Here is a 25344-nt window from a genome sequence, read left to right as displayed (position 1 = left end):
CGCGTGCTCAGGTCGGCCTCCTCGTCGTGCGTCCCGGTCGAGACTGCCACCGGGGCCGGGCTCCCGCTGCTCGGGCCCCCCTACGCTGGCGCGCATGACGCACGAGTACGCCATGACCGGGTTCGTCGTCCGTGACCACCGGGTGCGGGTGCCCGTCGACTGGGCCGACCCCGCGCGGTTCGGCGACATCGAGGTGTTCGCGCGCGAGGTCGTCGACCCGCGGCGTGCGACGCAGGACCTGCCGCTGCTGCTGTTCCTCCAGGGCGGCCCGGGCGGGATGGGTCCGCGTCCGGCGCCGGGCTCGTGGCTCGGTGCGGCGCTCGAGAAGTACCGCGTCGTGCTGCTCGACCAGCGGGGCACGGGCCGCTCGTCGCGCGTCGACGGGCGCGTCGTCGCGCGCTTCGACGACCCGGAGGTGGCCGCGGACTACCTGGCGTGCTTCCGCGGGGACGCGATCGTCGCCGACGCGGAGCACCTGCGCACCACGGTGTTCGGCGGCCGACGCTGGGCCACGCTCGGGCAGTCGTACGGCGGCTTCCTCACCATGACGTACCTGTCGCGGCACCCGGAGGCGCTGACGCGCTGCTACGTCACGGGCGGGCTGCCGCCGCTGACGGTCGACGCGGAGGGGGTCTACCGGGAGACGTTCGACCGGCAGGCGTCGCGCAACGCCGAGCTGCGGCGGCAGCACCCGGACGACGTCGAGCTGCTCGGGGCGCTCGCGGACCGGGTCGCCGCGGGGGACGTCCTGCTGCCCGACGGGGACGTCCTGACGCCCGAGCGGCTGCAGACGCTCGGCATGCAGCTCGGCATGAGCACGGGCATCACGGGCCTGCACTGGCTGCTGGACACGGCCCTCGACTCGACCGGTGAGCCGTCCGTGCCGTTCCTCGCGGACGTCGCGTCGCGGACCGGGTTCGACGCCATGCCCCTGTACGCGGTGCTGCAGGAGGTGATCTACCACCAGGGCGAGCGTGCGGGCGGGTGGGTCGCGGAGCGGGAGGCCGCACGCCGGCCGGAGTTCTCCCCGTCGGCCCGGCCGCTGCTGCTCACGGGCGAGGCGATGTTCCCCTGGATGTACGCGCAGCAGGCGGCGCTGCGTCCGTTCGAGCGCGTCGCGCACGTGCTCGCGGAGCGGACGTCGTGGCCCGAGCTGTACGACCTGGACCGGCTCGCGTCGAACGAGGTGCCGGTCGCGGCCGTCATGTACTACGACGACCCGTACGTCGACCTGGGGCTGGCGCTGCGCGGGGCCGAGGCGGTCGGGAACGTGCAGGTGTGGATCACCAACGAGCACCTGCACGACGGGGTGCGCGTCGCGGGCGACACGATCCTGCCGCGGCTGGTCGACCTCGTCGACGGGGTGTGGTCGGTGACGTCCCGCTGACCGCGGCGCGGCGGCCCGGGTGACGGGCCGCCGACGGCACCGGTCACACGGCCGTCGTCGTACGCCCCGCGTAGGCCTCGCGGACCGTGGCCTCCGCCGCCTTGCCGTACATGCAGTAGTCGTCGTCGGCGGCCGCGTCCGCCTCGTCGTACAGCGCCGCGGGCCAGTCCCAGAGCATGAAGCCCTGCACCCAGGGGCGTGCGGCGCACGCGCGGAACGCCGACTCGTACCAGTGGACCTGCGCCTCCTGGGACGGTGCACCGGGCAGCGACCAGTCGTTGGGGAGCGCGGGGGAGCCCTCGCGGCTGGGGCAGCCGGCCTCCATGAAGAAGAACGGCTTGCCGAACCGCTCGACGACGGGCGCGATGCGGTCGAGCTGGGCCTCCCAGTCGTCGGCGGGGTAGTACCCGGACGACGAGACGACGTCGACGGCGTCCCACCAGGTGACGTGCTCCTCCTGGTACTTGTCGCAGTTGTAGGTCACGAGCCCGTCGTAGACGGCACGGACCTCGGCGACGAGCGCGCGCCACTCGTCGGCGCGGCGGTCCGTCTGGACCATCTCGCAGCCGATGCAGAGCATCTCGACGCCCTCCTCGGCGGCGATGCGCGCGTGGTGCACGACGTAGGCCGTGTACGACGCGAACCACTGGGACCACTTGGGCTCGGGCGGGACGTCGTGGTCGAAGAAGTTGATGTGCGCGCGCCAGGTGCCGTCGGCGACGTTGACGACGGGCTTGAGGACGACGCGCAGCCCGCGCGCCTTGGCGGCCCGGATCGCCCAGCGGACCTCGTCGTCGGTCACCGTCGGCGCCTGGTCGAAGCGGATGTCGACCGACTGCGCGGTGTCCTGGTAGGCCGCGAACGTGATCGCGGTCCAGGTGACGCCGAGCCGCTCGACCATGAGATCCATCGACCGTTCGGCGCGCGGGCCGCCCCACGTCCCGCGGACGCCGGTCCAGCCCCACGTCATGCCGGCGACGTACCCGCCGGGGATCTGCTGCGTACCCACGTCCACCTCCGCGTGACGCGCCGCCCCGTCGCGACGCTCGCGTCAGCGTAGACTTATTCAGTCAGCCAAACAAAGTCGCCTCGCTAACGCGCGCCGGTCAGCCGGCGCCCGACGCGAGCGCACGCGCCCGGACCAGGACGGCGTCGAGCATCGCCGGGGTGAGGCGCCCCGTGAACGTGTTCTGCTGGCTCACGTGGAAGCAGCCCACCAGGGCGAGCTCCCCGTCGCCGTCGACCCGCCGCAGCCGGACCTCGGCGCCGTGCGCGAACGCGGGCCGCGGCCGGGGCACCGCCCAGCCCTGCTCCGCGAGCGTCGCGAGCACCGCCTGCCAGCCGAAGCCGCCCAGCACGACGACGACGCGCGGCTCCACCAGTGCGAGCTCCCGCGCCAGGAACGGGCCGCACGTGCGGCGCTCCTGCGGGGTCGGGGCGTTCTCGGGCGGCGCGCACCGCACGGGCGCCGTCACGCGGATGCCGTCGAGCGTCAGCCCGTCGTCGGCGCGCACCGACAGGGCCTGCGACGCGAACCCCGTGCGGTGCATCGACGCGAACAGGAAGTCCCCCGAGCGGTCCCCGGTGAACATCCGGCCCGTCCGGTTGGCACCGTGCGCCGCGGGGGCCAGACCGACCACGAGCACGTCCGCCCGCGGGTCGCCGAACCCCGGCACCGGGCGCCCCCAGTACGTCTCGTCGCGGAACGCCGCGCGCTTCACCTCGGCGACGTGCTCGCGCCACGCGACGAGACGGGGGCAGGCCCGGCAGCCGACGACGAGCCCGTCGAGCTCGGCGAGGGTGCGTGCCGAGGGGGCCCGCATCGGGTTCGAGGTGGCGTCGTCGACGGCCCCGGCGTCGCCGCCCGCGGTCCCGCTCACCGGCGCCCCAGCACGTCGTCGACCAGCGCGAGCGCCGCCCGCGCGTCCGGTACGTGGTGCACCGCGGGACGTCCGGGATCGGCCGCGGTGAGGCGTTCGGCCGTCGCGCCGCCGTCCGGGGGCGGCCCGGGCTCGTGCCCGTCCGCCGCGCGCACCGTCCAGCCGCCCACCGCGACCACCGGGACGCCGGTGCGGACGGCCAGCGCGACCTCGCTCAGGGTCCCCCAGGACCCGCCCACGGCGACGACGACGTCGCTCGCCCGCACCAGGAGCGCGTTGCGGACCTCGCCGAGCCCGGTCGGGACCGCGACCGTGAGCCACCGGTTCCCGTCCGTGCGGTCGTCGCCCGGGAGCAGCCCGACGACCGTGCCGCCCGCCTCCGCGGCCCCCTGCGAGGCCGCCGCCATCACGCCCCCGAGCCCGCCGGACAGCACCACGCAGCCGCGCTCCGCCAGCCCGCGGCCGACGGCACGCGCGACGTCGAGCTCCGCGGCCGACGCGGTCCCCGGCCCCACGACCCCGACGTGTGCCCTGTCCATGAGCCCTCCTCGTGCGCCCCGCAGCGGCGCCCCGTCAGCGGTCCCGCTCAGCGGTGCCTGGCAGCGGTGCCGCTCAGCGGTGCCTCGCCACGGTGCCTCGCAGCGGTGCCGCTCAGCGGTGCTCTCATCCGACCACACGCGGGCCCGCCGCACCCCGGCGACCGACCGGGCCCGGAGCTGCCGTGGTCCGGGACGGCGACGGCGAGCGGATCGGGACCGCATCGTGACCTGAGGTGCTCGCGTGGCAGCGCACCCATCGCGCATCCTGCGGGCACGTCGAAGGAGGCGCCACATGGCGGGACCCGCCGCAGGACCGTCCGACGGCCCGGCCACCCCGGCCGGCTGCTACTGCGGATGCCCCACGTGCCCCGGCACCGGTGCGGTGCCGCACGACGCGACGACGGCCCGGTGGCTGCACGCGGTGCTGCCGCCGTCGACCGCGCAGCCGTGGGTGCTGCTGCCGTTCGGCGCGGTGTGGAGCGGGACGACGGAGGTCGGCGCGGACTGACCGCGGCGCCGGGGCGCCCCGGGCCGCATCACCGGGCCGCCGCACCGGGACGCTCGGCGTGTGCCGTCGACGACCGGCGTCGTCCGTCCGAACCTCGCGTCAGGCGAAGCGGGACGGGTCGCCCGCGCCGACGCGGACGACCTCGGGCGTCCCCTCGGTCCAGTCGACGACGGTCGTCGGCACGGTGTCGCAGTCCCCGGCGTCGACGACGGCGTCGACCTGGTGGTCGAGCTCCTCCTTGATGAGCCAGCCCTCGGTGAGCGGCTCCTCCTGGCCGGGCAGGAGCAGCGTCGAGGACAGCAGCGGCTCGCCCAGCTCGTGCAGGATCGCCTGCACCACGCGGCTGTCCGGGATGCGCACGCCGACCGACCGCTTCTTGGGGTGCGCGAGCCGGCGCGGCACCTCCGGCGTCGCCTTGAGGATGAACGTGTACGGGCCCGGCGTCGCGGCCTTGATCGCGCGGAACGCCGCGTTGTCGAGGTGCACGAGCTGGCCGAGCTGCGCGAAGTCGGCGCAGACGAGCGTGAAGTGGTGCCGGTCGTCGAGGTGCCGGATGCGGCGGATCCGCTCGGCCCCCTCCTGGTCGCCCACGCGGCAGCCCAGCGCGTAGCAGGAGTCGGTCGGGTAGGCGATCAGCCCACCCTCACGCAGCAGGTCCACGACCTGCGTGATCGCCCTCGGCTGCGGGTCGTGCGGGTGGACGTCGAAGTAGCGGGCCATGCCGCCGAGCGTAGGGCTGGCGGCCCGGCGGCGGCGAGGTCGCGCGGGTGCGTCGGGGCGGGACTCCGAGCCCGGCAGGGGGCGTCAGGCAGGGACGAGGTGGTCCGGGCAGACGTCGAAGCGCTCCGGCGTCATCGTCAGCTCCGCGCGCCCGCCCGTGATCGACCGCAGGTCCAGCGCGTAGCGCGACAGCTCCGCCTCGGGCACGGACGCCTCGATCCGTACGGTGCCGTCGTCGAGGGACGTGGTCGCGCTGATCCGGCCCCGCCGCGACGACAGGTCGCTCATCACGTCGCCCTGCGCGGAGGCGGGCACGACGACCTCGACGTGGCTCACGGGCTCCAGCACGACGGTCCCGGCCGCGGCCAGCGCGTCGCGCACGCCCGTCGCCGCCGCGGTCCGGAACGCCATGTCGGAGGAGTCGACCGAGTGCGCCTTGCCGTCGTACACCTCGACGCGCAGGTCGACCACGGGGTACCCGTGCGGTCCGCCGTGCTCCATCGCCTCGACGACGCCGCGCTGCACGGCGGGCAGGTAGCCGCGCGGGATCGCGCCGCCCACGACCTTGTCGACGAACTCGAACCCCGACCCGTGCGGCAGCGGCGACACCCGCAGCTGCACGACGGCGTACTGCCCGTGTCCGCCGGACTGCTTCTTGACCTTGCCCTCGGCCTCGACGGCCTTGCGGATCGTCTCCCGGTAGCCGACCGGCACGGGGGACGTCGTCACGTGGACGCCGAAGACGCGCGCGAGCCGCTCGAGCGCGACCGTGAGGTGCGTGTCGCCGAGCCCGCGCAGGACCGTGCGGTCACCGGTGCGGTCGACGCTGAGCGTCACGTCCTCGGCGGTCAGCCGCCCGAGCGCCGCGGACAGGCGGTCGTCGTCGGACTGCGTGACGGGCTCCAGGGCGAGCGCGTACACGGGCGGGCGCGGGCGCGGCGGCTCCGCGGTCATCGCGGCCCCCGGTCCCGTGCGCTCCGCGAGCAGCGACCCCGACGGGGTGGCGGCGAGCTTCGCGATCGCGGCGACGTGGCCCGCGGGCACGCTGTCGACCGGCAGGTGCTCCTTGCCGCGCAGCCGGAACAGCCCCGGCACGCGCTCCTCGGTGCGGGTCGTGGTGTTGAGCAGCTTGTCGCCGGGGCGCACGGTGCCGGACAGCACCCGCACGAGGGTCACCTGGCCGACGAACGGGTCCGCGACCGTGCGGAACGCGTGCACCAGCACGGGACCGGCCGGGTCGGCCGCGACCTCCACGACGGTGTCGCCCGCGCGCACCCGCTTCGGGCGGTCCGTGGGCGACGGCGCGAGCTCGCACAGCAGGTCCGCGAGCCGGTCCACGCCGACCCCGGTGACCCCCGAGACGACGAGGACCGGGAACGCCTCCCGGTCCTGCACCTCGTGCGCGAGCGTCCGCTCCAGCTCGGCGGCGCTCGGCACGTCTCCCGCCAGGTAGCGCTCCAGCTGCTCGTCGTCGTGCGCGACGATCTCCTCCGTCACCTCGTCGTGGAGGCGGTGCTCCTCGTCGGCGACGTCCGCCGGGAGCGGCTCCGTGCGGTGGTGCCCGTCCTTGTCGTACGCGAACCCCTGCTCCGTGAGCACGTCCGCGACGCCGGTGAACGACGACTCCTCGCCGAGCGGCAGCTCGAGCGGCACGAACCCGTCACCGAACGCCGCCCGCAGGTCCGCGAGCACGTGCCGGAAGTCGGCGCGCGCCTTGTCCTCCTTCGTGACGACGACGAACGTCGGCAGCCCCGCGTCCGCCGCGAGCCGCCAGGCCGCGTGCGTCCCGGCCTGCACCCCGTCGACGGCGCTCACGACGACCAGCGCGAGGTCCGCCGCAGCGACGGCCGCGTCCGCGGCGCCCGCGAAGTCCGCCGAGCCGGGGGTGTCGAGCAGCGTCACGTCGTACGTCGCGCCGTCCGGCGCCTTCCACGGGAACGGCGCCACGCCCAGGCCGAGCGAGATGCCGCGCGCGACCTCCTCGGGCTCGTGGTCGCTCACCGTCGAGCCGTCCTCGACCCGGCCTGGTCGGGTGAGCACCCCGGCCTGGTGCAGCAGCTCCTCGACGAGCGTCGTCTTGCCCGCCCCGGACGCTCCGAGCAGGGCCACCGTGCGGGTCCTCGGCGTCGTTGCCTGGTCCATCGTCGTCTCCCGGCCGGCTCCCGGCGGTTCCCCGGGGGCGCGTGCGACCACACTAGCCAGACGCGTCGTGCCGTGGCAGGACGAGAGGCCCTGGTGCGCCGGGCGGTCGCCGCGGTACGCCGACGGCCCGGCCCCGACCTCGTGGGAGGTGCGGTGCCGGGCCGTCGGGCCGTGCGCTCAGCTGCTGGTCAGCGGGCGTCGAGGATGTCGACGACGAAGACGAGCGTCGAGTTCGCGGGGATCGTGCCGTTGTCCTGGTCGCCGTAGCCCTGGTCCGGCGGGACGACGAGCAGCACCTGGCTGCCGACCGTCTGGCCCGTGACGCCCGTGTCCCAGCCCGGGATGACCTGACCCGCGCCGACCTGGAACGGGAACGTCGTGTCCTTCGACCAGGACGAGTCGAACTCCGTGCCGTCCCACAGCCAGCCGGTGTACTTCACGGTGACCGTCTGGCCGGACTCGACCGCCGGGCCCGAGCCCTTGATGAGCGGCTGCGCGACGAGCGTCGTCGGCGCCGCGGCCGTCGACGGCGTGATCGACGGTGCGCCGTCCTCGCCCAGCGTGACGGTCGGCAGGCCCTCGACGGGCGCGACCGCCTCGCCCTCCGCGCGGTCCGGGATCGTCACCGCGTCGACGACCTCCATCGCGTACACCTGCGTGTTGTTCTCGCCCGACGAGAGCGCGACGAGCACCCGGGCGCCGACGTGCGCGCCCTCGAGCTCCTTGTCGAGCTCCGCGATGCTCGTGGCGCCGGCCGTGACCGTCTCCGGGCTGTCGGGGTACGTCGAGCCCATCGTCGAGCCGTCCGTGCCGCTCACCATGACCATGTGGACCGTGAGGTTCTGGCCGTCCTCGATCGCGGCGCCGTCACCGTCCTGCACGAGGTGTGCGACGAAGGTCGTCACGTTGAACGGGGTGCTGGGGAGCGTGACCTTCGGCTCCTCACCCGGCTCGCCCTCGACCTTGACCTTCGCGAGGGCGGCCTGGTCGGCGGCCTGGGCCGCGCTGACCGACGCGCTGGCGTCGGCGGACGGGGAGTCGTCGGAGCCGCCGTCGCCCGAGCAGGCGGCGAGCGAGAGGGACAGGACGAGCGCGGTGGTCGCTGCGGCGATCGCGCGGGCGGTGGTCGTGCGGCGCACGAGGGTCCTCCGTCGGTTCGGGTCCCGCCCGGGGTCGAGCGGCGGACTCGGGAACGGTACGCGACTTTCCTGGACGACGGCTGGGTGCGCCCGCCCGACCGCCCCCCACCCCCCCACCAAATCGTTTCGCCACCCCGATCCCCCACCCCGCTCGTCGGCACCCTCCGTGCCCCGCCGAGATCGCGAGAACGTGCCGAGCTCGTGAGCCGCAGCTCGCGATCTCGGCAGGACCTCGCGATCTCGGCGAGGAAGGGGGGCCGGGGTGGGTGGGTCAGGTGGGGGTGGGGTGGGGGGAGAGGGAGGCTCTCAGGGTGGTCGGGTCCGTGGTGGGGCGGTCGCAGACGAAGCCGCGGCACACGTACGCGGCCGGGCGGCCGTCGACGAGGGGGCGGTCGCGCAGCAGCGGGACGGCCGACGCGTCCGCGGCGACGGCCGACGGGTCGCCGAGCGCCACGACGAGCCCGGGAGCCGTCGACGCCAGCGCGACCCGGTGCAGGTCACGCGTCGCGTCGTCCCGCACGGGCCCGACGACGGCCACCTCGCGCGGGCCGTCGAGCAGCGCCTCCGCCGTCGCGAGCGCCCAGCCCGCAGCGCGCGGGTACCGCCCGGCGAACGTCAGTGGCACCGCGAGGGCACGGACCGCAGCCTCGCGGTGCCGCGACGAGCCCGTGAACGCGCCGTACGTGACCAGCGCGCCCGCGGCCGCCGCCTGCCCCGACGGCGTCGGCCCGTCGGCCGGGTCCTGGGGGCGACGGATGCGGGCCAGCACCGGGTCGGTCTCGTCGTCCGCGGTGTCGTAGAAGCCGCCCGCCCCGTCGCCGAACCGGGTCAGGACGGTCTCCAGCAGGCCCCCCGCGCGCGCGACCCAGCGGTGCTCGCCGGTCACGGCCGCGAGCGCCAGGAACCCCTCGGCGACGTCGGCGTAGTCCTCCAGCACCGCCGCGGCCGTGCCCGGCACCCCGTCCCGCGACGCCCGCACGAGCCGCACAGGAGTGCCGGGCTCGACGCCGTCCGCGCCGGGTGCCTCCGCGTCGCCCGAGGCGCGGCGGACGTGCAGGTCGACCAGCAGGGTCGCCGCCGCCGTCGCCGCCTCGACCCAGTCGGGCCGGTCCAGGAGCGCGCCGGCCTCGGCCAGGGCTGCGACGGCCAGGCCGTTCCACGCCGAGACGACCTTGTCGTCGCGTGCGGGCTGCGGGCGCGTCGCGCGGTGGGCGAGGAGGCGCTCGCGGACGGAGGAGAGCCGGTCCTCGTCGTCCGGGTCCGCGCGCAGCTGCAGCACCGACGTGCCGTGCTCGAACGTGCCCGCGCCGGTCACGGCCAGCACGTCCGCCGCCCATGCCCCGTCGTCGTCGCCGAGCACCGCCCGCAGGTCGTCGGGCGTCCAGACGTAGGTCGCACCCTCGACGCCACCCGTGTCCGCGTCCAGCGCGGACGCGAACCCGCCCTGCCCGGTCCGCAGCTCGCGGAGCATCCAGTCGGCGGTCTGCGTCACCACGCGCCGGGCCAGCGGCGAGGCCGTCGCGCGCCACCAGTGCGCGTACACGCGCAGCAGGAGGGCGTTGTCGTAGAGCATCTTCTCGAAGTGCGGCACGGTCCACGTCGCGTCGACGGAGTACCGCGCGAACCCGCCGCCGAGCTGGTCGTACATGCCGCCGCGGGCCATGGCCGTGAGCGCGTGCCCGGCCGCGTCGAGCGCGTCCCGGTCGCCCGTGCGGGCGTGGTGCCGCAGCAGCCACTCCAGGACGGTCGACGGCGGGAACTTGGGGGCGCCGGCGAAGCCGCCGTGCACGCGGTCGAGCGACGCGCGCGCCGCGGCGAGGGCGCGCTCGACGACGGACGCGTCGACCTCGGCCGCCGGCGCGGGCACGAGCGGGGCGCCGGGGGAGAGCGGGGCGCCGGGCTCCGCACCGCTGGGCGCCGCGTCGGGTCGACCGTCGACGAGGTGCTCGTCGGCGGCGTGCGCGTCGTGCCGGTGCCCGTCCTCGTCGGCCTCGCCCGCGAGCGCGCTGCGGATCGACTCCGCGCTCGCCACGACCTCGTCGCGCCGCGTCTGCCACGCCGCCGCGAGCGCCGCGAGGACCTCGGGGAACGACGGCACGCCCTGGACGGGCCGCGGCGGGAAGTACGTGCCGCAGAAGAACGGTGCCCCGGCGGGTGTCGCGAACACCGTCATCGGCCAGCCGCCCTGGCCGGTCATCGCCTGCGTCGCGGTCATGTAGACGGCGTCGACGTCGGGGCGCTCCTCGCGGTCGACCTTGACGTTGACGAAGTGCGCGTTCATGAACGCGGCGGTCACGGGGTCCTCGAACGACTCGTGCGCCATGACGTGGCACCAGTGGCAGGCGGCGTACCCGACGGAGACGAGCAGCGGCACGTCGCGGCGCGCGGCCTCGGCGAACGCCTCCTCGCCCCACTCGAACCAGTCGACGGGGTTGTCGGCGTGCTGCCTCAGGTAGGGGCTCGTGCTCGCGGCGAGACGGTTCATCGACGTCACCTCCGGGACCGGACGAGGACCGTGCCGCGTCGACGCTACGGGAGGGTGCGACCGGCCGCCCGGTCACGCCCCGAGGAGCCGCCGCGCCTCGGGGCCGAGGGTGCGGACGTCGAGCGACCGGCCGCATCGACCCCGAGCTGCACGGCCGTCGGCGTGGTCCCGGACCCGCCGCGGCGCGTCGAGGGGCGGCGACGGGTGGGTCGTTGGTCCCCGGGGGCGGGCCGGAGCGGGGCGCGCGGCGGCGGCTTGACCGGATCTTCATCGTCCATGAGCACCGGCACGACACGTCGCCCCGACGGTGGTGTCGTCGCCGGACGTGCCGGCGCTCGCCGAAGGGACGTCTCATGGTCACCACAGCCCCGTCGTCTGCCGGGTCCGTCGACCGCACCTCCGCGGTCCGCGGGCACGGGACCCGTGTCGCGGCGGTCGCCGCGGTCAGCGTCGTCATCGCCGCGGTCGCGCTGCTGCTGCCTGCGTGGCCCGCGGGGGAGGACATGGGCTCGACGCACTACATGGGCCTGCTCGCCGCGAACCAGCCGTGGAACCTGCTGCTGTTCATGGCCGTGCCGGTGATCCTGGCCGAGACGATCGCGGTGAGCGAGCTCGCGATCCTGTTCCGCCGGCAGGTGCCCGTCGCGGTGGCGCGGCTCAACCGGTACGCGGGGCTCGTCGTGGGGTTCTACTTCCTCGGCGTCGTCGTGTACCTGATGCGGCACGCGGTCGTGCCGCTGACGACGAGCGGCGGCTGGCGCGGCTGGGTGGACGTCGTCGCGGTCGGGTTCTACCTGCTGGGGATCGTGCCGCTGTACGGGATGACGCTGCTGGAGACGCGCGTCGTCGGTGCCGGCTGGGACGACCGGCGCCGGCTGCAGGTGCACGCGACGCTCGTCGGGGTGTTCCTCGTCGTGGCGCACGTCGCGATGATCGCGGGCATGCTCGACCCGGCGGTGGCCGGCTGGGAGCCGACGCACGTCATGGACGACGGCTCGAGCATGGAGGGCATGACGCATTGAGCCGGGACGACGCCGACCGGTCGGCCCGCGGTCCCGGACGGGGCGCCGCGGGCCTGACCTGCGGCCGTGCGAGCCGGGCCGGGCGCCCGCGTACTGTGCTCCGGTGACCGCCGACCGCCCGTCCCCCCGCCGCGCGCGCCCGGCCGAGGACGTGCCCGGGCTGACGGCGTGCGCGCTGTGCGCGGGGGAGACCGCGGGCGGGTCCGACCCGCTGCCCGGCGGGCAGGCGGAGCGGCTGCGGCGGCTCGCCGCGGACGGGGCTGCCCGGCTGACGTTCGTCGACTGCCTCGACGAGTGCGAGCGGGGCGACGTCGTCGTCGCGCGTCCGTGCTCCTCGCAGCGTCGGGCGGGCGTGGTGCCCGTGTGGTTCGAGCGGCTCTCTGGCGACGACGCGACGGCCGACCTGGAGGGCTGGCTGCGCGCGGGCGGCCCGGGTGCGGCGGAGGTGCCGGCGGGGCTCGCCGACCTCGTGCTGCCGCGGACGGCCGACGTGGACGAGGCCGCCACCGCCTGACCCTCCCTGTCGGCGTGTGGGTGGTCGGGGCCACGATGGGGCAGGTCAGCACCCGACGGACGAGGAGCACCCCATGGCCGTGACGCTCAACCCGTACCTGAACTTCCGCACCGGCACGCGGGAGGCGATGGAGTTCTACCAGTCGGTTCTCGGTGGCGAGCTCAACGTGAGCACGTTCGCCGACTACGGCATGGCGCAGGACCCGGCGGACGCCGACAAGGTCATGCACAGCCAGCTCACGACGCCCGACGGCCTCACGCTCATGGCGGCCGACGTGCCCGCGCACATGGACCTCGCGCCCGCCTCGTCGATCTCGGTGTCGCTGAGCGGTGACGACGAGGCGAAGCTGCGGGGCTTCTACGACGCCCTCGCCGCCGGGGGGACGGTCCTCGAGCCGCTCACGGTCGCGCCGTGGGGCGACAGCTTCGGCATGGTCGTGGACAAGTTCGGGACGACGTGGCTCGTCAACATCGCGGGGACGCCGGCGGCGTGACCACCCCCGAGGCCCGTCAGGCGACCGCGTCGACCTGGCGGGCCTCGTCGTGCGCCCGCACCGGGTCCGGCACCGGGTAGCCGACGAGGGCGCGCGCCGGCAGGACGCGGTCGATCCCGACGAGCGCGAGCCCGAGGACGTAGAAGCCGACGCCGTACACCAGGACGTTGAGGCCGAGCCCGCCCCAGCCGAGCTCGTCGAGGTCGACGAACCCGTACGGGTAGCCGAGGTCCCAGACGAGCCCGCGGACGGTCGCGAACACGCAGTACGCCAGCAGGTACCCGAGCCAGTACGCCGCGTGCCGCAGCCGCAGCCGCCGGTGCGCGTCGAGCAGCAGGAAGTCGAGGAACGCCGCGACGGGCGTGATCTCGTGCTCGATGGTGCCCGACGTGAGGCCGAACGCGACCGCGGGTGCGTCGGCCGCCTCCGGGGCGAGCACGAAGAACGAGATCAGCCCGGTGATCGCGAGGAACAGCGTCACGCCGCCCTTGAGCCACGCGGGCGGCTGACGTCGGCCCAGCACCGACGCGACGCCCGCCCAGATCATCACGACCGCGAGCATCAGCCCGGCCTGGTTGGTGAAGTACGCGAGGCCGTCGAGGTCGCCCCGCATCCAGATGTCCTTGGTGCCGACGAGGGCGAGGGTCGCGATGGCGAACCGGACGAGTGCGACGACGACGTTGACGGCGGTGTGCATGCGACCCCTTCGACCAGCCCCGGTGCTGTGCAGGTCGAAGACTCTCACCTGCCCCGGCCGTCGCGCACGCACGAGCCGCGCGGGGGACGTCAGGTGCGGTCGCCGACGATCGCGTCCGCGTGGTCGGCGACCCACTCCATGAGCGGCAGCAGGCGGGCGACGAGCTCGGTCCCGAGCGGCGTCAGCGAGTAGTCGACCCGCGGCGGCACGGTCGCGGTCACCTCGCGGTGCACCAGGCCGTCCGCCTCGAGGGTCCGCAGCGTCTGCGCGAGCATCTTCTCGCTGATGCCCTCGACGACGCGGCGCAGCTCGCCCCACCGCAGCGACCGCTCCGACAGGGCGACGAGCAGCAGGACGCCCCACTTGCTGGTCACGTGGTCCAGGACCACCCGGGTCGGGCATGCCGATGCCAGGATCCCGTTCGTCAGCAGCCTGTCCAGCACGCTGACCTCGTTGCTCACCGTCACGTCCGTACCTTACGACGAAGTGGGTACCCTCCGACGGGAAGGTGCTCCGGTGGGCTGTGGTTGACCACGGCGACACACCGTCGCCCGCGTCGTCGGGCCAGCGAGAGGAACACCATGTCGATCGTCGTCACCGGAGCCACGGGCCACCTCGGCCGCCTCGTCGTCGAGCACCTGCTGGAGCTCGGCACGCCCGCGCAGGAGATCGTCGCGACGGGCCGCTCCGTCGACCGGATCGCGGACCTCGCCGCACGCGGCGTCCGCACGGCCGTCGCCGACTTCGACGACCCGGCGACGCTGACCGCCGCGTTCGACGGCGCCGAGACCGTCCTGCTCGTCTCCGGCAGCGAGGTCGGTCGTCGCGTCCCGCAGCACACCGCCGCGATCGAGGCCGCGCGGGCCGCGGGCGTGCGCCGCGTCGTCTACACGAGCGCCCCGCACGCCGACACCACGCCGCTCGCCCTCGCCGCCGAGCACCGCGCCACCGAGGAGGTCCTGCGCGCGTCGGGCCTGACGTGGACCGTCCTGCGCAACAACTGGTACCACGAGAACTACCTGCCGGTCCTCGACCAGGCCGCCGCGACCGGCGTCGTCGTGTCGAGCACGGGAGCGGGCCGGGTCGCGAGCGCCCCGCGCGACGACTACGCCGCCGCGGCCGCCGTCGTCCTGTCGACCGACGGGCACGACGACCGCGTCTACGAGCTCAGCGGTGACGTCGCGTGGACGCACGACGACCTCGCCGCGGCGGCCGCCGAGGTGCTGGGCACGCCCGTCGTGCACCGCGCCGTGCCGGCCGACGAGCACCGCGCGATCCTCGAGCAGGCGGGCCTCGACGCCGGGACGATCGCGTTCCTCGTCGGGCTGGACGAGGGGATCGCGCGCGGCGACCTGGCCGACGCCACCGCCGACCTGCGCACCCTCGTGGGCCGCCCGACGGTCCCGCTGGTCGAGACCCTCCGCGCCGCCCGCGCCTGACCCACCCCACCCCCGACTCCCCACCCCCCCAGCACGCCCTCCGCCGAGCTCGTCACCTCGGGCCGAGCTCGTCAGCTGGAGCTGGCGACCTCGGCCGGGACTGACGAGCTCGGCGCCGGGGCGCGGGTCGGGGCGGGTTAGCCTCGGGACGTTCGGGCGGCGACGGGGACGAGGGACGGTCATGGCGAGCAGCGCACCTCTGAGGTTCGGCGTGGTCGGCAGCGGGTGGCGGTCGGGGTTCTTCCTCCGCGCGGCCCGGCAGATGCCGGACAGGTTCGCGTGCGTGGGCGTCGTGACGCGCACCGCCGAGAGCGGCGCGGTCGTCGAGCAGGAGTGGGGCGTGGGGACCGTCCGGACCGTCGACGAGCTCCTCGCGGCCCGACCGGAGCTCGTCGTCGTCTCCGTGCCGTGGCCGGTGACGCCCGAGGTCACGCGCGAGCTCGTGGCCCGCGGCGTCCCGGTGCTCGCCGAGACACCGCCCGCGCCCGACGCGGACGGCCTGCGCGCACTGTGGGCGGACGTCGGCAGCAGCGGGCTCGTCCAGGTCGCGGAGCACAGCCCCTCGATGCCCGCGCACCAGGCCCGCATCCGGCTCGTCGAGGACGGGCTGATCGGCACGCCGACGAGCGTGCAGGTCTCGTCGACGCACCTGTACCACGCCGTCGGTCTCGTCCGGCGGCTCCTGCGCGCCGGCCGAGGCGAGGTCGCGGTGCGCACCAGCCGGTTCACGGCGCCGCTGATCGACCCCCGCAGCCGCGACGGCTGGACGGGCGAGACGCAGCCGCAGGACCGCTGGACGCTGCTCGCGACCCTCGACTTCGGCGACGGTCGCAGCGCGCTCTACGACTTCACCGAGAACCAGTGGCACAACCCGCTGCGCACCAACCGGATCACCGTCCGCGGCTCGCACGGCGAGGTCGTGGGCGACTCGGTGACGCGCTGGGTCGACGAGCAGACGATCGTCACCTCGTCGATCGTGCGCCGTGCGTCGGGGATCGAGCAGGACCTCGACGGGTTCGACCTGCAGCACCTGAGCCTCGACGGACGCGTGCTGTACCGGAACCCGTTCGACGGTGCTCGGCTCGCCGACGACGACCTCGCGGTCGCGACGCTGCTCGCCGACTCCGGTGCCTGGGTGCGCGGCGACGGCCCGCCGCCGTACCCGCTCGCCGACGGGTGCCAGGACCACCTGCTGGGGCTCGCGATCGAGGAGTCGGCCCGCACGGGCGAGACGGTCCGCACCGGACGCGAGGCGTGGGCGGACGCGTGAGCCCCGCCGGCGGTGCCGGGTCGGGCGACGACGGCGGCTCTGCCGAGGGCGGTCCGGGTCGCGGCGGACCCGTGCGGGATGGCCAGGACGGGCCGGTGCTCCCGACGGCGCTCGTCCTGGGGGCCGGGATCGGCGGGCTGGCCGCCGCCGTCGGGCTCGCCCGGTCGGGCTGGTCCGTGACCGTCCTCGAGCGGGCACCTGCGCTCGAACCCGTCGGGGCGGGCATCGCGCTCGCGCCCAACGCGATCCGGGCGCTCGACGCGCTCGGCGTCGCCGACGAGGTGCGCGCGATGGCGGCCCTGCGCGGCGAGATCGGGATCCGCCGCGCCGACGGACGGTGGCTCGTGCGCGCCGACGCGACCGCGGCCGGCGAGGCGCTCGGGGAGTCGACCGTCGTCGTGCACCGTGCGCGGCTCGTGGACCTGCTGGTCCGGGCGCTGCCGGACGGCGCACTGCGCACGGGCGTGGAGGCGGCCGTCGTCGACGCGGGTGACGCGACCCGGCGCGCGCAGGTGACGGTGCACCCGACGGGCCGACCCACCGACACCCCGGACGTGCTCGACGCGGACCTCGTCGTCGCCGCCGACGGGATCGACTCGCGCACGCGCACGGCGCTCTTCCCGGAGCACCCCGGGCCCGTCGCGACGGGAGTCGTCGCGTGGCGTTTCGTGGTCCCCGCGCCCGAGGGTCTGGTCCCAGCGGAGACGTGGGGACGAGGGTCGGTCGTGGGCCTCGCACCGCTCGCCGACGGCCGCGTCTACGGGTACGCGACGGCGGTCCTGCCGCCCGGCACCCGCAGCGACGACGAGGTCGCGGAGCTCCGCCGACGCTTCGTGACGTGGCACGACCCGATCCCGGCGGTCCTGGACCGGTTGTCGGAAAGCGACGTCCTGCGGCACGACCTGCGCTGGCTCGCGACACCCCTGCCACGGTTCGACGTGGGTCGTGTCGCGCTGCTCGGCGACGCCGCCCACGCGATGACCCCGAACCTCGGCCAGGGCGGCTGCCAGGCGCTCGAGGACGCGGTGACGCTCGGCGTCCTGCTCGGACGGCACCGCAACCCGCCGACCGGCCGCCCGGGACCCGCACCGGCCTCCGCCCAGCCCGCGGCGCCGGTCGCGCACCCCGACCCCGCGGGGGTGCCCGCGGCCCTCGCCGCGTACACGGCCGAGCGGCTGCCGCGCACACGACGCGTGCAGCGCATGTCCGCCCAGGTGGGCCGGCCCACGACGTGGACGTCGCCGGTCGCCGTGGCCCTGCGGGACGCGGGGGCGAGCGTCGTCGGCAGGATCGCCGGTCCGCTGCTCGTCCGGCGCACCGCCCCGGTCGTCGGGTGGCGGCCACCGGCCGCGGAGGGCGACGGCACCGACCCCGCGGACGCCCGACCCGGAGCGGGACGCGGCTAGGCGCGGACGACGCCCGCCTCGACGGCGACGATCGCCGCCTGCACGCGCGACGCGCAGCCCAGCTTCGCGAGCACGCGGCTGACGTGCGTCTTCGCGGTGGCCTCGGTGATGACGAGGGCGTCGGCGAGCTCGGCGTTCGACATCCCCGCGCCGAGGCACGCGAGCACGTCGCGCTCGCGGGCGGTGAGGGACGCGACCGCCGCCGCGTGGACGCCACCGGCCCCCGGCGCGGCCGTGGGGGTGTCCGCGGCGGGCGCGGCCGCGACGAGGTCGGCGAGCAGCCGTCGCGTGACCTCGGGCGCGAGGACCCCGTCGCCCGCGGCGACGCGCTGCACCGCGTCGACCAGCGCGGCGGCGCCCGTGGTCTTCAGCAGGAACCCGACGGCCCCGGCGCGCAGCATCCCGAGCACGTACTCGTCGAGGTCGAACGTCGTGAGGGCGACGACGTCCGCGAGCCCCTCGCGCGTGATGACACGCGTCGCCTCGATGCCGTCGACGCCGGGCATCCGCACGTCCATGAGGACCACGTCGGGGCGCAGCGCGCGGGCGTTCGTGATCGCGGCCTGCCCGTCGGCGGCCTCCCCGACCACCTCGATCCCGCCCTGCTCGAGCAGGAGCCGCAGCCCGGCGCGGATCGCCGCGTGGTCGTCGGCCAGCAGCACGCGCGTCACGCGACCTCCTCCGGGAGCCGGGCCCGCACACGCCAGGCGCCGTCGACGAGCCCGGCGTCGAGCCGCCCGCCGAGCGCCTCCGCACGCTCGCGCATGGTGTGCAGCCCGGTCCCGCCTCGCAGGCCGGTCGCGACGGCCGGCGGGTGCGCCGCCGACGAGCCGTCGGCCGGGTTCGTCACCGTGAGCTCGAGGCTGCCGTCGGAGCGGCGCAGGGTCACGACGGCCGGGGCGCCGGGCGCGTGCTTGGCGGCGTTCGTCAGTGCCTCCTGGACGATCCGGAACGCGGCGAGGTCGACGGCGACGGGCAGGTCGGTCGGCACGGGCCCGTCGACGACGACGTCCTGACCGGCGGCCTGCGCGAGGGCGACGAACGCGTCCAGGCGGGCCAGGCCGCTCGGTGCCGTGGCGGCGCCGGGGCGCTCGCGGAGCACCATGATCATCGACCGCAGCTCCGTGAGCGCGTCCAGCGTCCCCGCTCGCACGGCCCGCAGCGCGGCGCGGTCGGCGTCGGCGTCCGGTGGCCCGGCGAGCGCCGCCTCGGCCCGGATCGCGACCGCGGACACGTGCCCCGCGACGACGTCGTGCAGGTCCCGGGCGGTGCGGGCACGCTCCTCGCGCACGGCCGACGTGCGGTCGAGCTCGGCGATCCGCTCCAGGTCGTCGGCGTGCGCGCGGGCGAGGGCCGCAGCCCGCTGCTCGAGGTCGGCGCGTCGACGCTCCGCCTCGGCACGGGACCGCTCCGCCTCCGCTCGGGACCGCTCGGCCTCCGCGCGCTCCGCCTCGGCGCGGGCGCGGCCGGCCTCCAGCGCGGCCAGCTCGTCGCGCTGCCGGACGTCCTTCGCCCACCACAGCGGCGTCACGTACAGGGCGACGGACTGCAGCAGGAGGAGCACGGCCTCGCGCGGCGGCGCGCCGGCCACGAGCACGAGCACGGGCGCGACGACGACGACCACGACCACGGTGGCCACGATCCGGCGCCGCACGACGGGCCGCGTCAGCAGCGCGGCCGTGTAGAGCGCGTCGAACAGCGCGATCGAGGTGGCGACGCTGCCGCCCAGCACGGCGTCGAGCACGGTGCACGTCACGGCCACGAGGAGGACGCCGACGGGGTGGCGCCGCTTGACGACGAGGGCGGTGCACGCGACGAGCAGCAGCACGACGTGCCACGCGCCCACCCGGTCCGCGACGGCGGCGGGCACCCACGGGGGCGCGGGACTCGCGAGGCCGAGCCCGATCAGCGCGAGCCCGAGCAGCGCCGTGGCGGCGGCCGATGCGCGGTCGTCCCACCACCCCCGCGCGCGCACGGTCGCCTGGATGCGGGCTGCGGCCTCCCACAGCCGTGTCAGGGCTCCGTCCGAGGGCTGCGGGCCCGCGGCCCGCGCCGTCGTCGCCCGCGGGACGTGGCTTCCGCCGCGCCCGTCGCCCGTCGCGCCGCTCACCCGCCCATCCCAGCACAGGGGCGCAGCGCGCCCGTCGTCCGGACGATGTACGCCGCGGCGCAGGGATCGGCCGTCCGCCCGACGCGCCGTGCCTGGCGCGACGGCGACGGTGGCGGCATGGTCGAGACGATCCGTGAGAACCCCGTCGCCGCGCTGGTCGTGGCCTGCGAGGTCGCGTTCTGGGTGTTCCTGGTGGCGGCGGTCGCCGCCCGGTACGGGCTGCGGTGGCGGCGCACGTCGACGGTGCTGCTGCTGTGCGAGCCGCTGCTGGAGGTGGTCCTGCTCGTCGCCACCGTCGGTGACCTGCTGCGCGGCAGCGAGGCGACGTGGACGCACGGGCTCGCGGCGCTGTACCTCGGGTTCACGGTCGGCTTCGGCAAGCTCACGGTGCACACGGTCGACGCGTGGGTCGCGTGGTGGTTCGCGGGCGGCCCGCGTCCGGCCCGGCCGCCGAAGCACGGCCCGGGGGCGCGCTCGCACGAGTGGCGCCTGTGGGGGCGCGTCGTCGTCGCGTGGGTCGTGTCCGCGGCCGTGCTGGGGGTGCTGCTCCTGCTCGCGCAGGACGCCGCCGCCCGTGAGGTGCTGCTCGGCTGGCTGGGCCGCGCGACGGTCGTCCTCGTGGGGTGGTTCGTCTTCGGGCCCGTGTGGACGGAGCTGTCGTCGCGTGGCCGTCCTGCCGACGACCGCGACCCCGCGGGCGACCGCCGGCCCGTCGACGCCCGCTGAGCAGCCCCGACCGCCGGACCGTCCGTCCCGCGGATGCGGGCCCGCCGGTCCGGTGCGACGGTCGGAGCATGACACGGTTCGGCTACACCCTCATGACCGAGCAGTCCGGCCCGAAGGACCTCGTCCGGTACGCCGCCGCCGCGGAGGAGCTGGGGTTCGACTTCGAGGTGTCGAGCGACCACTACTTCCCGTGGCTCGACGCGCAGGGCCACTCCGGGTACGCGTGGTCGATGCTCGGTGCCGTCGCGCAGGCGACGAGCCGCGTCGAGCTCATGACGTACGTGACGTGCCCGATCCTGCGCTACCACCCGGCCGTCGTCGCGCAGAAGGCCGCGACGCTCGGGGTGCTGAGCGACGGCCGGTTCACGCTCAACCTCGGCGCCGGGGAGAACCTCAACGAGCACGTGGTCGGCGAGCGCTGGCCGGCGGTCGGGGAGCGGCACGACATGCTCGAGGAGGCCGTCGAGATCGTCCGCGAGCTCCTGTCCGGCGAGCGGACCACCTACGACGGCCAGTACTTCCGCGTGGACTCCGCGAAGGTCTGGGACGTGCCCGACGAGCCCGTGGAGATCGGCGTCGCGGTGTCCGGCGACCAGTCCGTGCAGCGATTCGCGCCGCTGGCCGACCACCTCGTCGCGGTCGAGCCCGACGGTGACCTCGTCGCGTCGTGGGACGCCGCGCGCCCCGCGGGCGCCCCGCTGTCCCGCAAGATCGGGCAGGTGCCCATCAGCTGGGACCCGTCGGAGGAGCGGGCCGTCGAGCGTGCGCACGAGCAGTTCCGCTGGTTCGCCGGCGGGTGGAAGGTCAACGCCGACCTGCCGACGACCGAGGCGTTCGACGCCGCCAGCCAGTTCGTGCGCCCGCAGGACGTCGCCGACCAGATCGCGTGCGGGCCCGACCTCGACGCGTTCGTCGAGTCCGTGCGCGCCTACTGGGAGGCCGGGTTCACCGACGTCGCGATCGTGCAGGTCGGCGACGAGGCGCAGGACGAGTTCCTCGAGAAGGCCGCCGGCCCCCTGCTGGAGAAGCTCCGCGCCGCCGCACCGTCCTGATCCGTCGCCCGTGACCCCCGAGAGAGGAGCACCACCATGGCCGTGCCCGCGTTCCAGGACCTCCCCCTCGCCGACCGTGACCGCGCGTGGGACGGCGACGCCGCCGAGAAGCGCGTGCGCGCCTGGGCGAAGGCGCAGGACGAGCCCAACGAGAAGTACCGCGACGCGCACGTCTGGTACGACGCCGACGCCAAGGAGAACTTCACGTCGTACAAGCTGCTCATCGCCGACGTGGTCGACGGTCGGCTGCGGGCCGTGCCGCGCGCCGTGTTCGCCGCGGCCGCCGTCATGCAGGGCTCCCGCGGCGGCGTCGACCTGCCGGACAAGGACCGCGACCGCGTGAAGAGCCACCTGGCCAAGTACTACGCCAAGCTCGACGACACCCCGCCCTGGTCCGACGACTGACGGCCGCCCGACGCGACGTCAGTAGCCGGGGCGGAGGCGGACGCGCGGCTGGTTGCCGTTGCCCTTGTCGTTCTCGACGATGCTCGGGCGGTCCGCGACGAAGTCCCCGAACGTCTTGTAGCCGAGCGAGCGCTCGCTGAACGCCGGGTCCATGCGCGTCATCTGGTTCTTCAGCTCGCCGAACGACACCCACTCGTCGTCGGGCTTCTTGGTGCGCACGAGCCGCATCGCGCGCATGAGGAGCTGCGTCGCGGCCCGGTGCGCGGCCTTGCCGCTGCGCGCGGGGCCGCGGTCGCCGTCGCCCGCGGCGTCGACGTCGGCCGCCCCGCCGCTCTCCCCGACCCGGGCTGCGTCCGCCGTGGCCCCGGTCAGGGCACCCGAGGCCGCGGACGCCGCGGTGCCGTCCGCGTCGGTCCCGCTCACCGGCGAGCCCGCGGGTGCCTGGGCGCGCCGGGAGCGGCCCGACCGCGGTGCGGCGGCCGGGTCCGGTGCCGGCTCGTCGACGTCCCCGCGCACGACGGACCGCGCCGGACGCGCCGGGGCAGGTTCGGGCTCGTCGTCCGGCTCGTCCTCGCCGCCGGCGGCCGTGTCGAGCAGGTCGTCGTAGTCGGCGAACTCGTCGCACGCGGCCATGAGCGCGCGCGAGGTGGCGCCTGCGACACCGATCCCGACGACGTACCGCCCGAGCCGCTTGGCGCGCTGCGCGAGCGCGATGTAGTCGGAGTCGCCCGCCACGACGACGACGTGCGTCACGTCGGGGAGGCGGAACAGGTCCTCGACGACGTCGACGGACAGCCGGATGTCGGCACCGTTCTTGACGCCCGCGGTGACGGGGAACAGCTGCGTGAGGTCGACCGCGCGGTCGACGAGCTGGCGCTGGTAGCCCGCGTTGGCGGGCACGGACCAGTCGGCGTAGGCGCGGCTGACGACGACGGACCCGAACGACGACGCGTAGTCGAGGATCGCCCCGACGTCGACGCGTGCCTCCGCGAGACGCCGGTCGACGAGGTCGTCGGACGCGGCGTCCATGCGGTGCTGCCGCGCGCTGTCGCGCTGCCACTCCCCGCGGCGGAAGGTCTGGTCGTAGCGCGAGATGACGATGTTGTCGAAGTCGATGTAGACGGCGACGCGGGCGGTGGTGGACTCCGGCATGCGCCCATCCTCGCCCCTGCGCCGTGGTCGTCGCTGCCGGTGCCCGGCCGTGGTGCGGCCGAGCCGCGGCCGTGGCGGGTCGTGCGCGGCCGGCGGCTACGGTGTGGCGGTGGTCGTGGACGGGGTGCGCTGACGTGCCGTCCTACCGTGTGCGCGCGTTCGTGGGTGCGCTGCGCCCGGGCACGGCGGCGCCGGACCTGCTGCCGTCGGCGGTGGCGTTCGCGCGCGAGACGGTGACCGTCGAGTCGTCGGACGTCGACGTGGTGCGTGGCCGTGCCCGCGTGACGGTGCGGTTCCAGGCGGACGACGACGCGACGGCCCGGCGTGCGGGCTGGGCGGTGCTGCACCACCTGGACGAGCGCGCGGAGATCGACGGCCGCTCGGTCACGCGCCGCTTCGGGGCCCGCTGGTACCCGGTGCAGACCCGCGCCTGACGGATGCGGACCCTGGCCGGGCGGTGCGGCGGTCAGCCCTGCGGCGTGAAGCGGGCGAGGTCGGCCGGGACGTGGTCGTGCCGCAGCTCGAACCAGACGGCCTTGACGGCGACGCCGTCCTCGTCGGCGCAGGTGCCCCAGCGGGTCGAGAGCCGGTCGACGAACATGACCCCGCGGCCGCCGAGCGCGGTGGGCGGGGGGTCGCGCAGCACGGGCTCGTCGCGCGCCCCGTCGGTGACCTCGACGCGCGTGCGCTCGTCGTCGACGTCGACGCGCAGCACGACGGGCGGGTCGGCGTGGGCGACCGCGTTGGTGACGAGCTCGCTGACCAGCAGCACGAGGACCTCGAGCCGGGCGGGCTCGACGCCGGCCTCGACGAGCCGCTCACGCGCCCAGCGGCGCGCCGGCGCGACCGCGGACAACGCGGGGGCGAGGGACGTCTCGGCACGCATGGGCGGGGCCTCCTGCTGAGCACTGGTCGGGGGCGGCGAGCAGTGGGAACTCCGCCACGGTCGTGCACATCCGGTGATTCGGCAACTCGAACTCGACCCCCGGACGCACGGGCGGCCGGTGCGCGTGTGAGCATGGTCGCCGTGCCGCATCATCCCGCAGGACCGGCCGCTAACGCGCCCAGGGCGCCGTCGACGCGGCAGGTCCGCAGGTGGCGCCGCTACCTCGCGGACGAGCGGGCCGAGGCCGCGGTGTACCGGGACCTGGCGGCGCGCCGGACGGGTGAGGAGCGCGCGATCCTGCTGGCGCTCGCGGAGGCGGAGCGCCGGCACGAGCAGCACTGGCTCGACCTGCTGGGCGACCAGGTGGGCCGTCCGCTGCCGGGGGACCTGCGCACGCGGGTGCTCGGCTGGCTCGCGCGGCGGTTCGGGTCGGTCTTCGTCCTGGCGCTCGCGCAGCGTGCGGAGTCCCGGTCGGACTACGCGGACGACGTCGACGCGACGGCCCGGATGGCGGCGGACGAGCGCATCCACGAGGAGGTCGTGCGGGGTCTGGCGACGCGCGGTCGCAACCGGATGTCGGGCACGTTCCGCGCTGCGGTGTTCGGCGCGAACGACGGCCTGGTGAGCAACCTCGCGCTCGTGCTGGGCATCGGGGCGAGCGGCGCGTCGCAGGCCACGGTGCTGCTGACCGGGCTCGCGGGTCTGCTCGCGGGGGCGCTGTCGATGGGTGCGGGGGAGTACGTGTCGGTGCGCTCGCAGCGCGAGCTGCTGGAGGCGTCCCGGCCGGGTCCGGACGCGGCCGCGGCGCTGCCGCACCTCGACGTCGACGCGAACGAGCTGGCCCTCGTCTACCGCGCGCGTGGCCTGGAGGCCGACGAGGCGCAGGCGCGCGCCACCCGGGTGCTGGAGTCGTTCGGGCCCGGGGGTGCGCGGGCGGCCGGCTCGGGGACGTCGGCGGCGGCGCGGCAGGCGCTCGCGGTCGCTGCGGGCGAGGGTGACGAGGACGCGGTCGTCGAGGTCGACGAGCACGAGGCCGTCGGCACGGCCTGGGGTGCGGCGCTGGCGAGCTTCTGCTTCTTCTCGTCGGGCGCCGCGATCCCGGTGCTGCCGTACCTGCTGGGCGGCGAGGGGCTCGTGGCGGTCGCGTGGGCGGCGGCCCTGGTCGGGCTCGCGCTGCTGGGCACGGGTGCGACGGTCGGGGTGCTGTCGGGGGCGTCGCCGGGGTTGCGGGCGCTGCGGCAGCTCGGGATCGGGTTCGGCGCGGCAGCGGTGACGTACGGGCTCGGGCTCGCGTTCGGCACGTCGGTGGCGTGACGCTCGTCCGCCCACCAGGTGAGCCAGGTTTGGCAAACCTTACTTAGTCGAGGCTAAC

At 75.7% G+C, this 25344-nt stretch carries 26 protein-coding genes; 13 read left to right on the top strand and 13 right to left on the bottom strand.

All coding sequences use genetic code 11. The annotated features are described in order from the left end of the window. Window positions 1–94: 94 nt before the first annotated feature. The gene (locus tag CELF_RS18670; RefSeq protein WP_013772826.1) at window positions 95–1387 is read left to right on the top strand and encodes an alpha/beta fold hydrolase; all 1293 of its coding nucleotides are present in this window, start codon (window positions 95–97) and stop codon (window positions 1385–1387) included. 43 nt (window positions 1388–1430) lie between these two features. Here CELF_RS18670 and CELF_RS18665 read toward each other — a convergent pair whose 3' ends face one another. The 3 genes from CELF_RS18665 to CELF_RS18655 all read right to left on the bottom strand — a co-directional run bounded on the left by CELF_RS18665 (window position 1431) and on the right by CELF_RS18655 (window position 3806). Beyond that, window positions 1431–2396, bottom strand: coding sequence for a glycoside hydrolase family 113 (locus tag CELF_RS18665; protein ID WP_013772825.1), 966 nt, complete (start codon window positions 2394–2396; stop codon window positions 1431–1433). 97 nt (window positions 2397–2493) lie between these two features. Then, window positions 2494–3267, bottom strand: a complete 774-nt coding sequence (locus CELF_RS18660) for a uracil-DNA glycosylase (protein WP_013772824.1) — start codon at window positions 3265–3267, stop codon at window positions 2494–2496. Beyond that, window positions 3264–3806, bottom strand: a complete 543-nt coding sequence (locus CELF_RS18655) for a TIGR00725 family protein (RefSeq protein WP_013772823.1) — start codon at window positions 3804–3806, stop codon at window positions 3264–3266. The genes CELF_RS18660 and CELF_RS18655 overlap by 4 nt, the downstream gene beginning before the upstream one ends. A 292-nt stretch (window positions 3807–4098) precedes the next feature. Between CELF_RS18655 and CELF_RS18650 the strand changes: the two genes are divergently transcribed. Next, complete coding sequence (locus tag CELF_RS18650; RefSeq protein WP_013772822.1) at window positions 4099–4314, top strand: hypothetical protein; 216 nt, start codon at window positions 4099–4101, stop codon at window positions 4312–4314. A gap of 99 nt (window positions 4315–4413) precedes the next feature. Here the strand turns inward: CELF_RS18650 and CELF_RS18645 are convergent, their stop codons facing one another. The 4 genes from CELF_RS18645 to CELF_RS18630 form a co-directional block, all read right to left on the bottom strand. Beyond that, on the bottom strand, window positions 4414–5034 hold the full coding sequence (locus CELF_RS18645) for an L-threonylcarbamoyladenylate synthase (RefSeq protein ID WP_013772821.1): 621 nt from the start codon (window positions 5032–5034) through the stop codon (window positions 4414–4416). Between the two features lie 84 nt (window positions 5035–5118). After that, on the bottom strand, window positions 5119–7176 hold the full coding sequence (locus CELF_RS18640; protein ID WP_013772820.1) for an elongation factor G: 2058 nt from the start codon (window positions 7174–7176) through the stop codon (window positions 5119–5121). Window positions 7177–7364: 188 nt separating this feature from the next. Beyond that, window positions 7365–8315 carry an FKBP-type peptidyl-prolyl cis-trans isomerase gene (locus CELF_RS18635; RefSeq protein ID WP_013772819.1) on the bottom strand — a complete coding sequence of 317 codons (951 nt, stop codon included), beginning with the start codon at window positions 8313–8315 and terminating at the stop codon, window positions 7365–7367. A gap of 271 nt (window positions 8316–8586) precedes the next feature. Beyond that, window positions 8587–10800, bottom strand: coding sequence for a thioredoxin domain-containing protein (locus CELF_RS18630; RefSeq protein WP_013772818.1), 2214 nt, complete (start codon window positions 10798–10800; stop codon window positions 8587–8589). Between the two features lie 353 nt (window positions 10801–11153). Here CELF_RS18630 and CELF_RS18625 point away from each other — a divergent pair, with 353 nt between their 5' ends. From CELF_RS18625 to CELF_RS18615, 3 genes are all read left to right on the top strand, one after another. Beyond that, entirely contained in the window at window positions 11154–11822 is a 669-nt protein-coding gene (locus tag CELF_RS18625) for a DUF6803 family protein (RefSeq protein WP_013772817.1), read from the top strand. Window positions 11823–11925: 103 nt separating this feature from the next. After that, complete coding sequence (locus CELF_RS18620) at window positions 11926–12336, top strand: hypothetical protein (protein WP_013772816.1); 411 nt, start codon at window positions 11926–11928, stop codon at window positions 12334–12336. A 73-nt stretch (window positions 12337–12409) separates the two neighbouring features. After that, window positions 12410–12829, top strand: a complete 420-nt coding sequence (locus tag CELF_RS18615; protein ID WP_013772815.1) for a VOC family protein — start codon at window positions 12410–12412, stop codon at window positions 12827–12829. A 16-nt stretch (window positions 12830–12845) separates the two neighbouring features. Here CELF_RS18615 and CELF_RS18610 read toward each other — a convergent pair whose 3' ends face one another. Both CELF_RS18610 and CELF_RS18605 read right to left on the bottom strand, forming a co-directional pair. Beyond that, entirely contained in the window at window positions 12846–13526 is a 681-nt protein-coding gene (locus CELF_RS18610) for a Pr6Pr family membrane protein (protein WP_013772814.1), read from the bottom strand. Between the two features lie 89 nt (window positions 13527–13615). Continuing rightward, complete coding sequence (locus tag CELF_RS18605; protein ID WP_013772813.1) at window positions 13616–13993, bottom strand: winged helix-turn-helix transcriptional regulator; 378 nt, start codon at window positions 13991–13993, stop codon at window positions 13616–13618. Window positions 13994–14107: 114 nt separating this feature from the next. On the opposite strand from CELF_RS18605, the gene CELF_RS18600 reads away from it, so the two are divergent. The 3 genes from CELF_RS18600 (at window position 14108) to CELF_RS18590 (ending at window position 17641) form a co-directional block, all read left to right on the top strand. Continuing rightward, entirely contained in the window at window positions 14108–14965 is an 858-nt protein-coding gene (locus CELF_RS18600) for an SDR family oxidoreductase (protein ID WP_013772812.1), read from the top strand. Window positions 14966–15146: 181 nt separating this feature from the next. Then, on the top strand, window positions 15147–16235 hold the full coding sequence (locus CELF_RS18595) for a Gfo/Idh/MocA family protein (RefSeq protein ID WP_013772811.1): 1089 nt from the start codon (window positions 15147–15149) through the stop codon (window positions 16233–16235). Between the two features lie 95 nt (window positions 16236–16330). Beyond that, window positions 16331–17641 carry an FAD-dependent monooxygenase gene (locus tag CELF_RS18590; protein ID WP_013772810.1) on the top strand — a complete coding sequence of 437 codons (1311 nt, stop codon included), beginning with the start codon at window positions 16331–16333 and terminating at the stop codon, window positions 17639–17641. Here the strand turns inward: CELF_RS18590 and CELF_RS18585 are convergent. Both CELF_RS18585 and CELF_RS19795 read right to left on the bottom strand, forming a co-directional pair. Next, complete coding sequence (locus CELF_RS18585) at window positions 17638–18312, bottom strand: response regulator (RefSeq protein WP_013772809.1); 675 nt, start codon at window positions 18310–18312, stop codon at window positions 17638–17640. The two genes, CELF_RS18590 and CELF_RS18585, sit on opposite strands and share 4 nt — an antisense overlap. After that, window positions 18309–19751 carry a sensor histidine kinase gene (locus tag CELF_RS19795; RefSeq protein WP_013772808.1) on the bottom strand — a complete coding sequence of 481 codons (1443 nt, stop codon included), beginning with the start codon at window positions 19749–19751 and terminating at the stop codon, window positions 18309–18311. Before CELF_RS19795 ends, CELF_RS18585 begins: the two co-directional genes overlap by 4 nt. Window positions 19752–19868: 117 nt before the next feature. Between CELF_RS19795 and CELF_RS18575 the strand changes: the two genes are divergently transcribed. From CELF_RS18575 to CELF_RS18565, 3 genes are all read left to right on the top strand, one after another. Beyond that, window positions 19869–20477, top strand: coding sequence for a hypothetical protein (locus CELF_RS18575; RefSeq protein ID WP_013772807.1), 609 nt, complete (start codon window positions 19869–19871; stop codon window positions 20475–20477). A 68-nt stretch (window positions 20478–20545) separates the two neighbouring features. After that, window positions 20546–21529, top strand: a complete 984-nt coding sequence (locus CELF_RS18570; protein WP_013772806.1) for a TIGR03557 family F420-dependent LLM class oxidoreductase — start codon at window positions 20546–20548, stop codon at window positions 21527–21529. Window positions 21530–21565: 36 nt separating this feature from the next. Beyond that, on the top strand, window positions 21566–21934 hold the full coding sequence (locus tag CELF_RS18565; protein ID WP_013772805.1) for a hypothetical protein: 369 nt from the start codon (window positions 21566–21568) through the stop codon (window positions 21932–21934). 18 nt (window positions 21935–21952) lie between these two features. Here CELF_RS18565 and CELF_RS18560 read toward each other — a convergent pair whose 3' ends face one another. Beyond that, window positions 21953–23086: an NYN domain-containing protein gene (locus CELF_RS18560; protein WP_013772804.1), complete on the bottom strand. Its 1134-nt coding sequence runs from the start codon at window positions 23084–23086 to the stop codon at window positions 21953–21955. Between the two features lie 134 nt (window positions 23087–23220). Here CELF_RS18560 and CELF_RS18555 point away from each other — a divergent pair, with 134 nt between their 5' ends. Further along, window positions 23221–23520 carry a hypothetical protein gene (locus CELF_RS18555; protein WP_041553622.1) on the top strand — a complete coding sequence of 100 codons (300 nt, stop codon included), beginning with the start codon at window positions 23221–23223 and terminating at the stop codon, window positions 23518–23520. A gap of 32 nt (window positions 23521–23552) precedes the next feature. On the opposite strand, the gene CELF_RS18550 is transcribed toward CELF_RS18555, so the two are convergent. Then, complete coding sequence (locus CELF_RS18550; protein WP_013772802.1) at window positions 23553–23972, bottom strand: ATP-binding protein; 420 nt, start codon at window positions 23970–23972, stop codon at window positions 23553–23555. 132 nt (window positions 23973–24104) lie between these two features. Here CELF_RS18550 and CELF_RS18545 point away from each other — a divergent pair, with 132 nt between their 5' ends. Continuing rightward, window positions 24105–25286, top strand: a complete 1182-nt coding sequence (locus CELF_RS18545; protein WP_083835760.1) for a VIT1/CCC1 transporter family protein — start codon at window positions 24105–24107, stop codon at window positions 25284–25286. The last annotated feature ends 58 nt before the right edge of the window (window positions 25287–25344 follow it).

The organism is Cellulomonas fimi ATCC 484 (genome assembly GCF_000212695.1).
Lineage (GTDB): Bacteria > Actinomycetota > Actinomycetes > Actinomycetales > Cellulomonadaceae > Cellulomonas > Cellulomonas fimi.
This window is presented reverse-complemented; position numbering and strand designations above follow the sequence as displayed.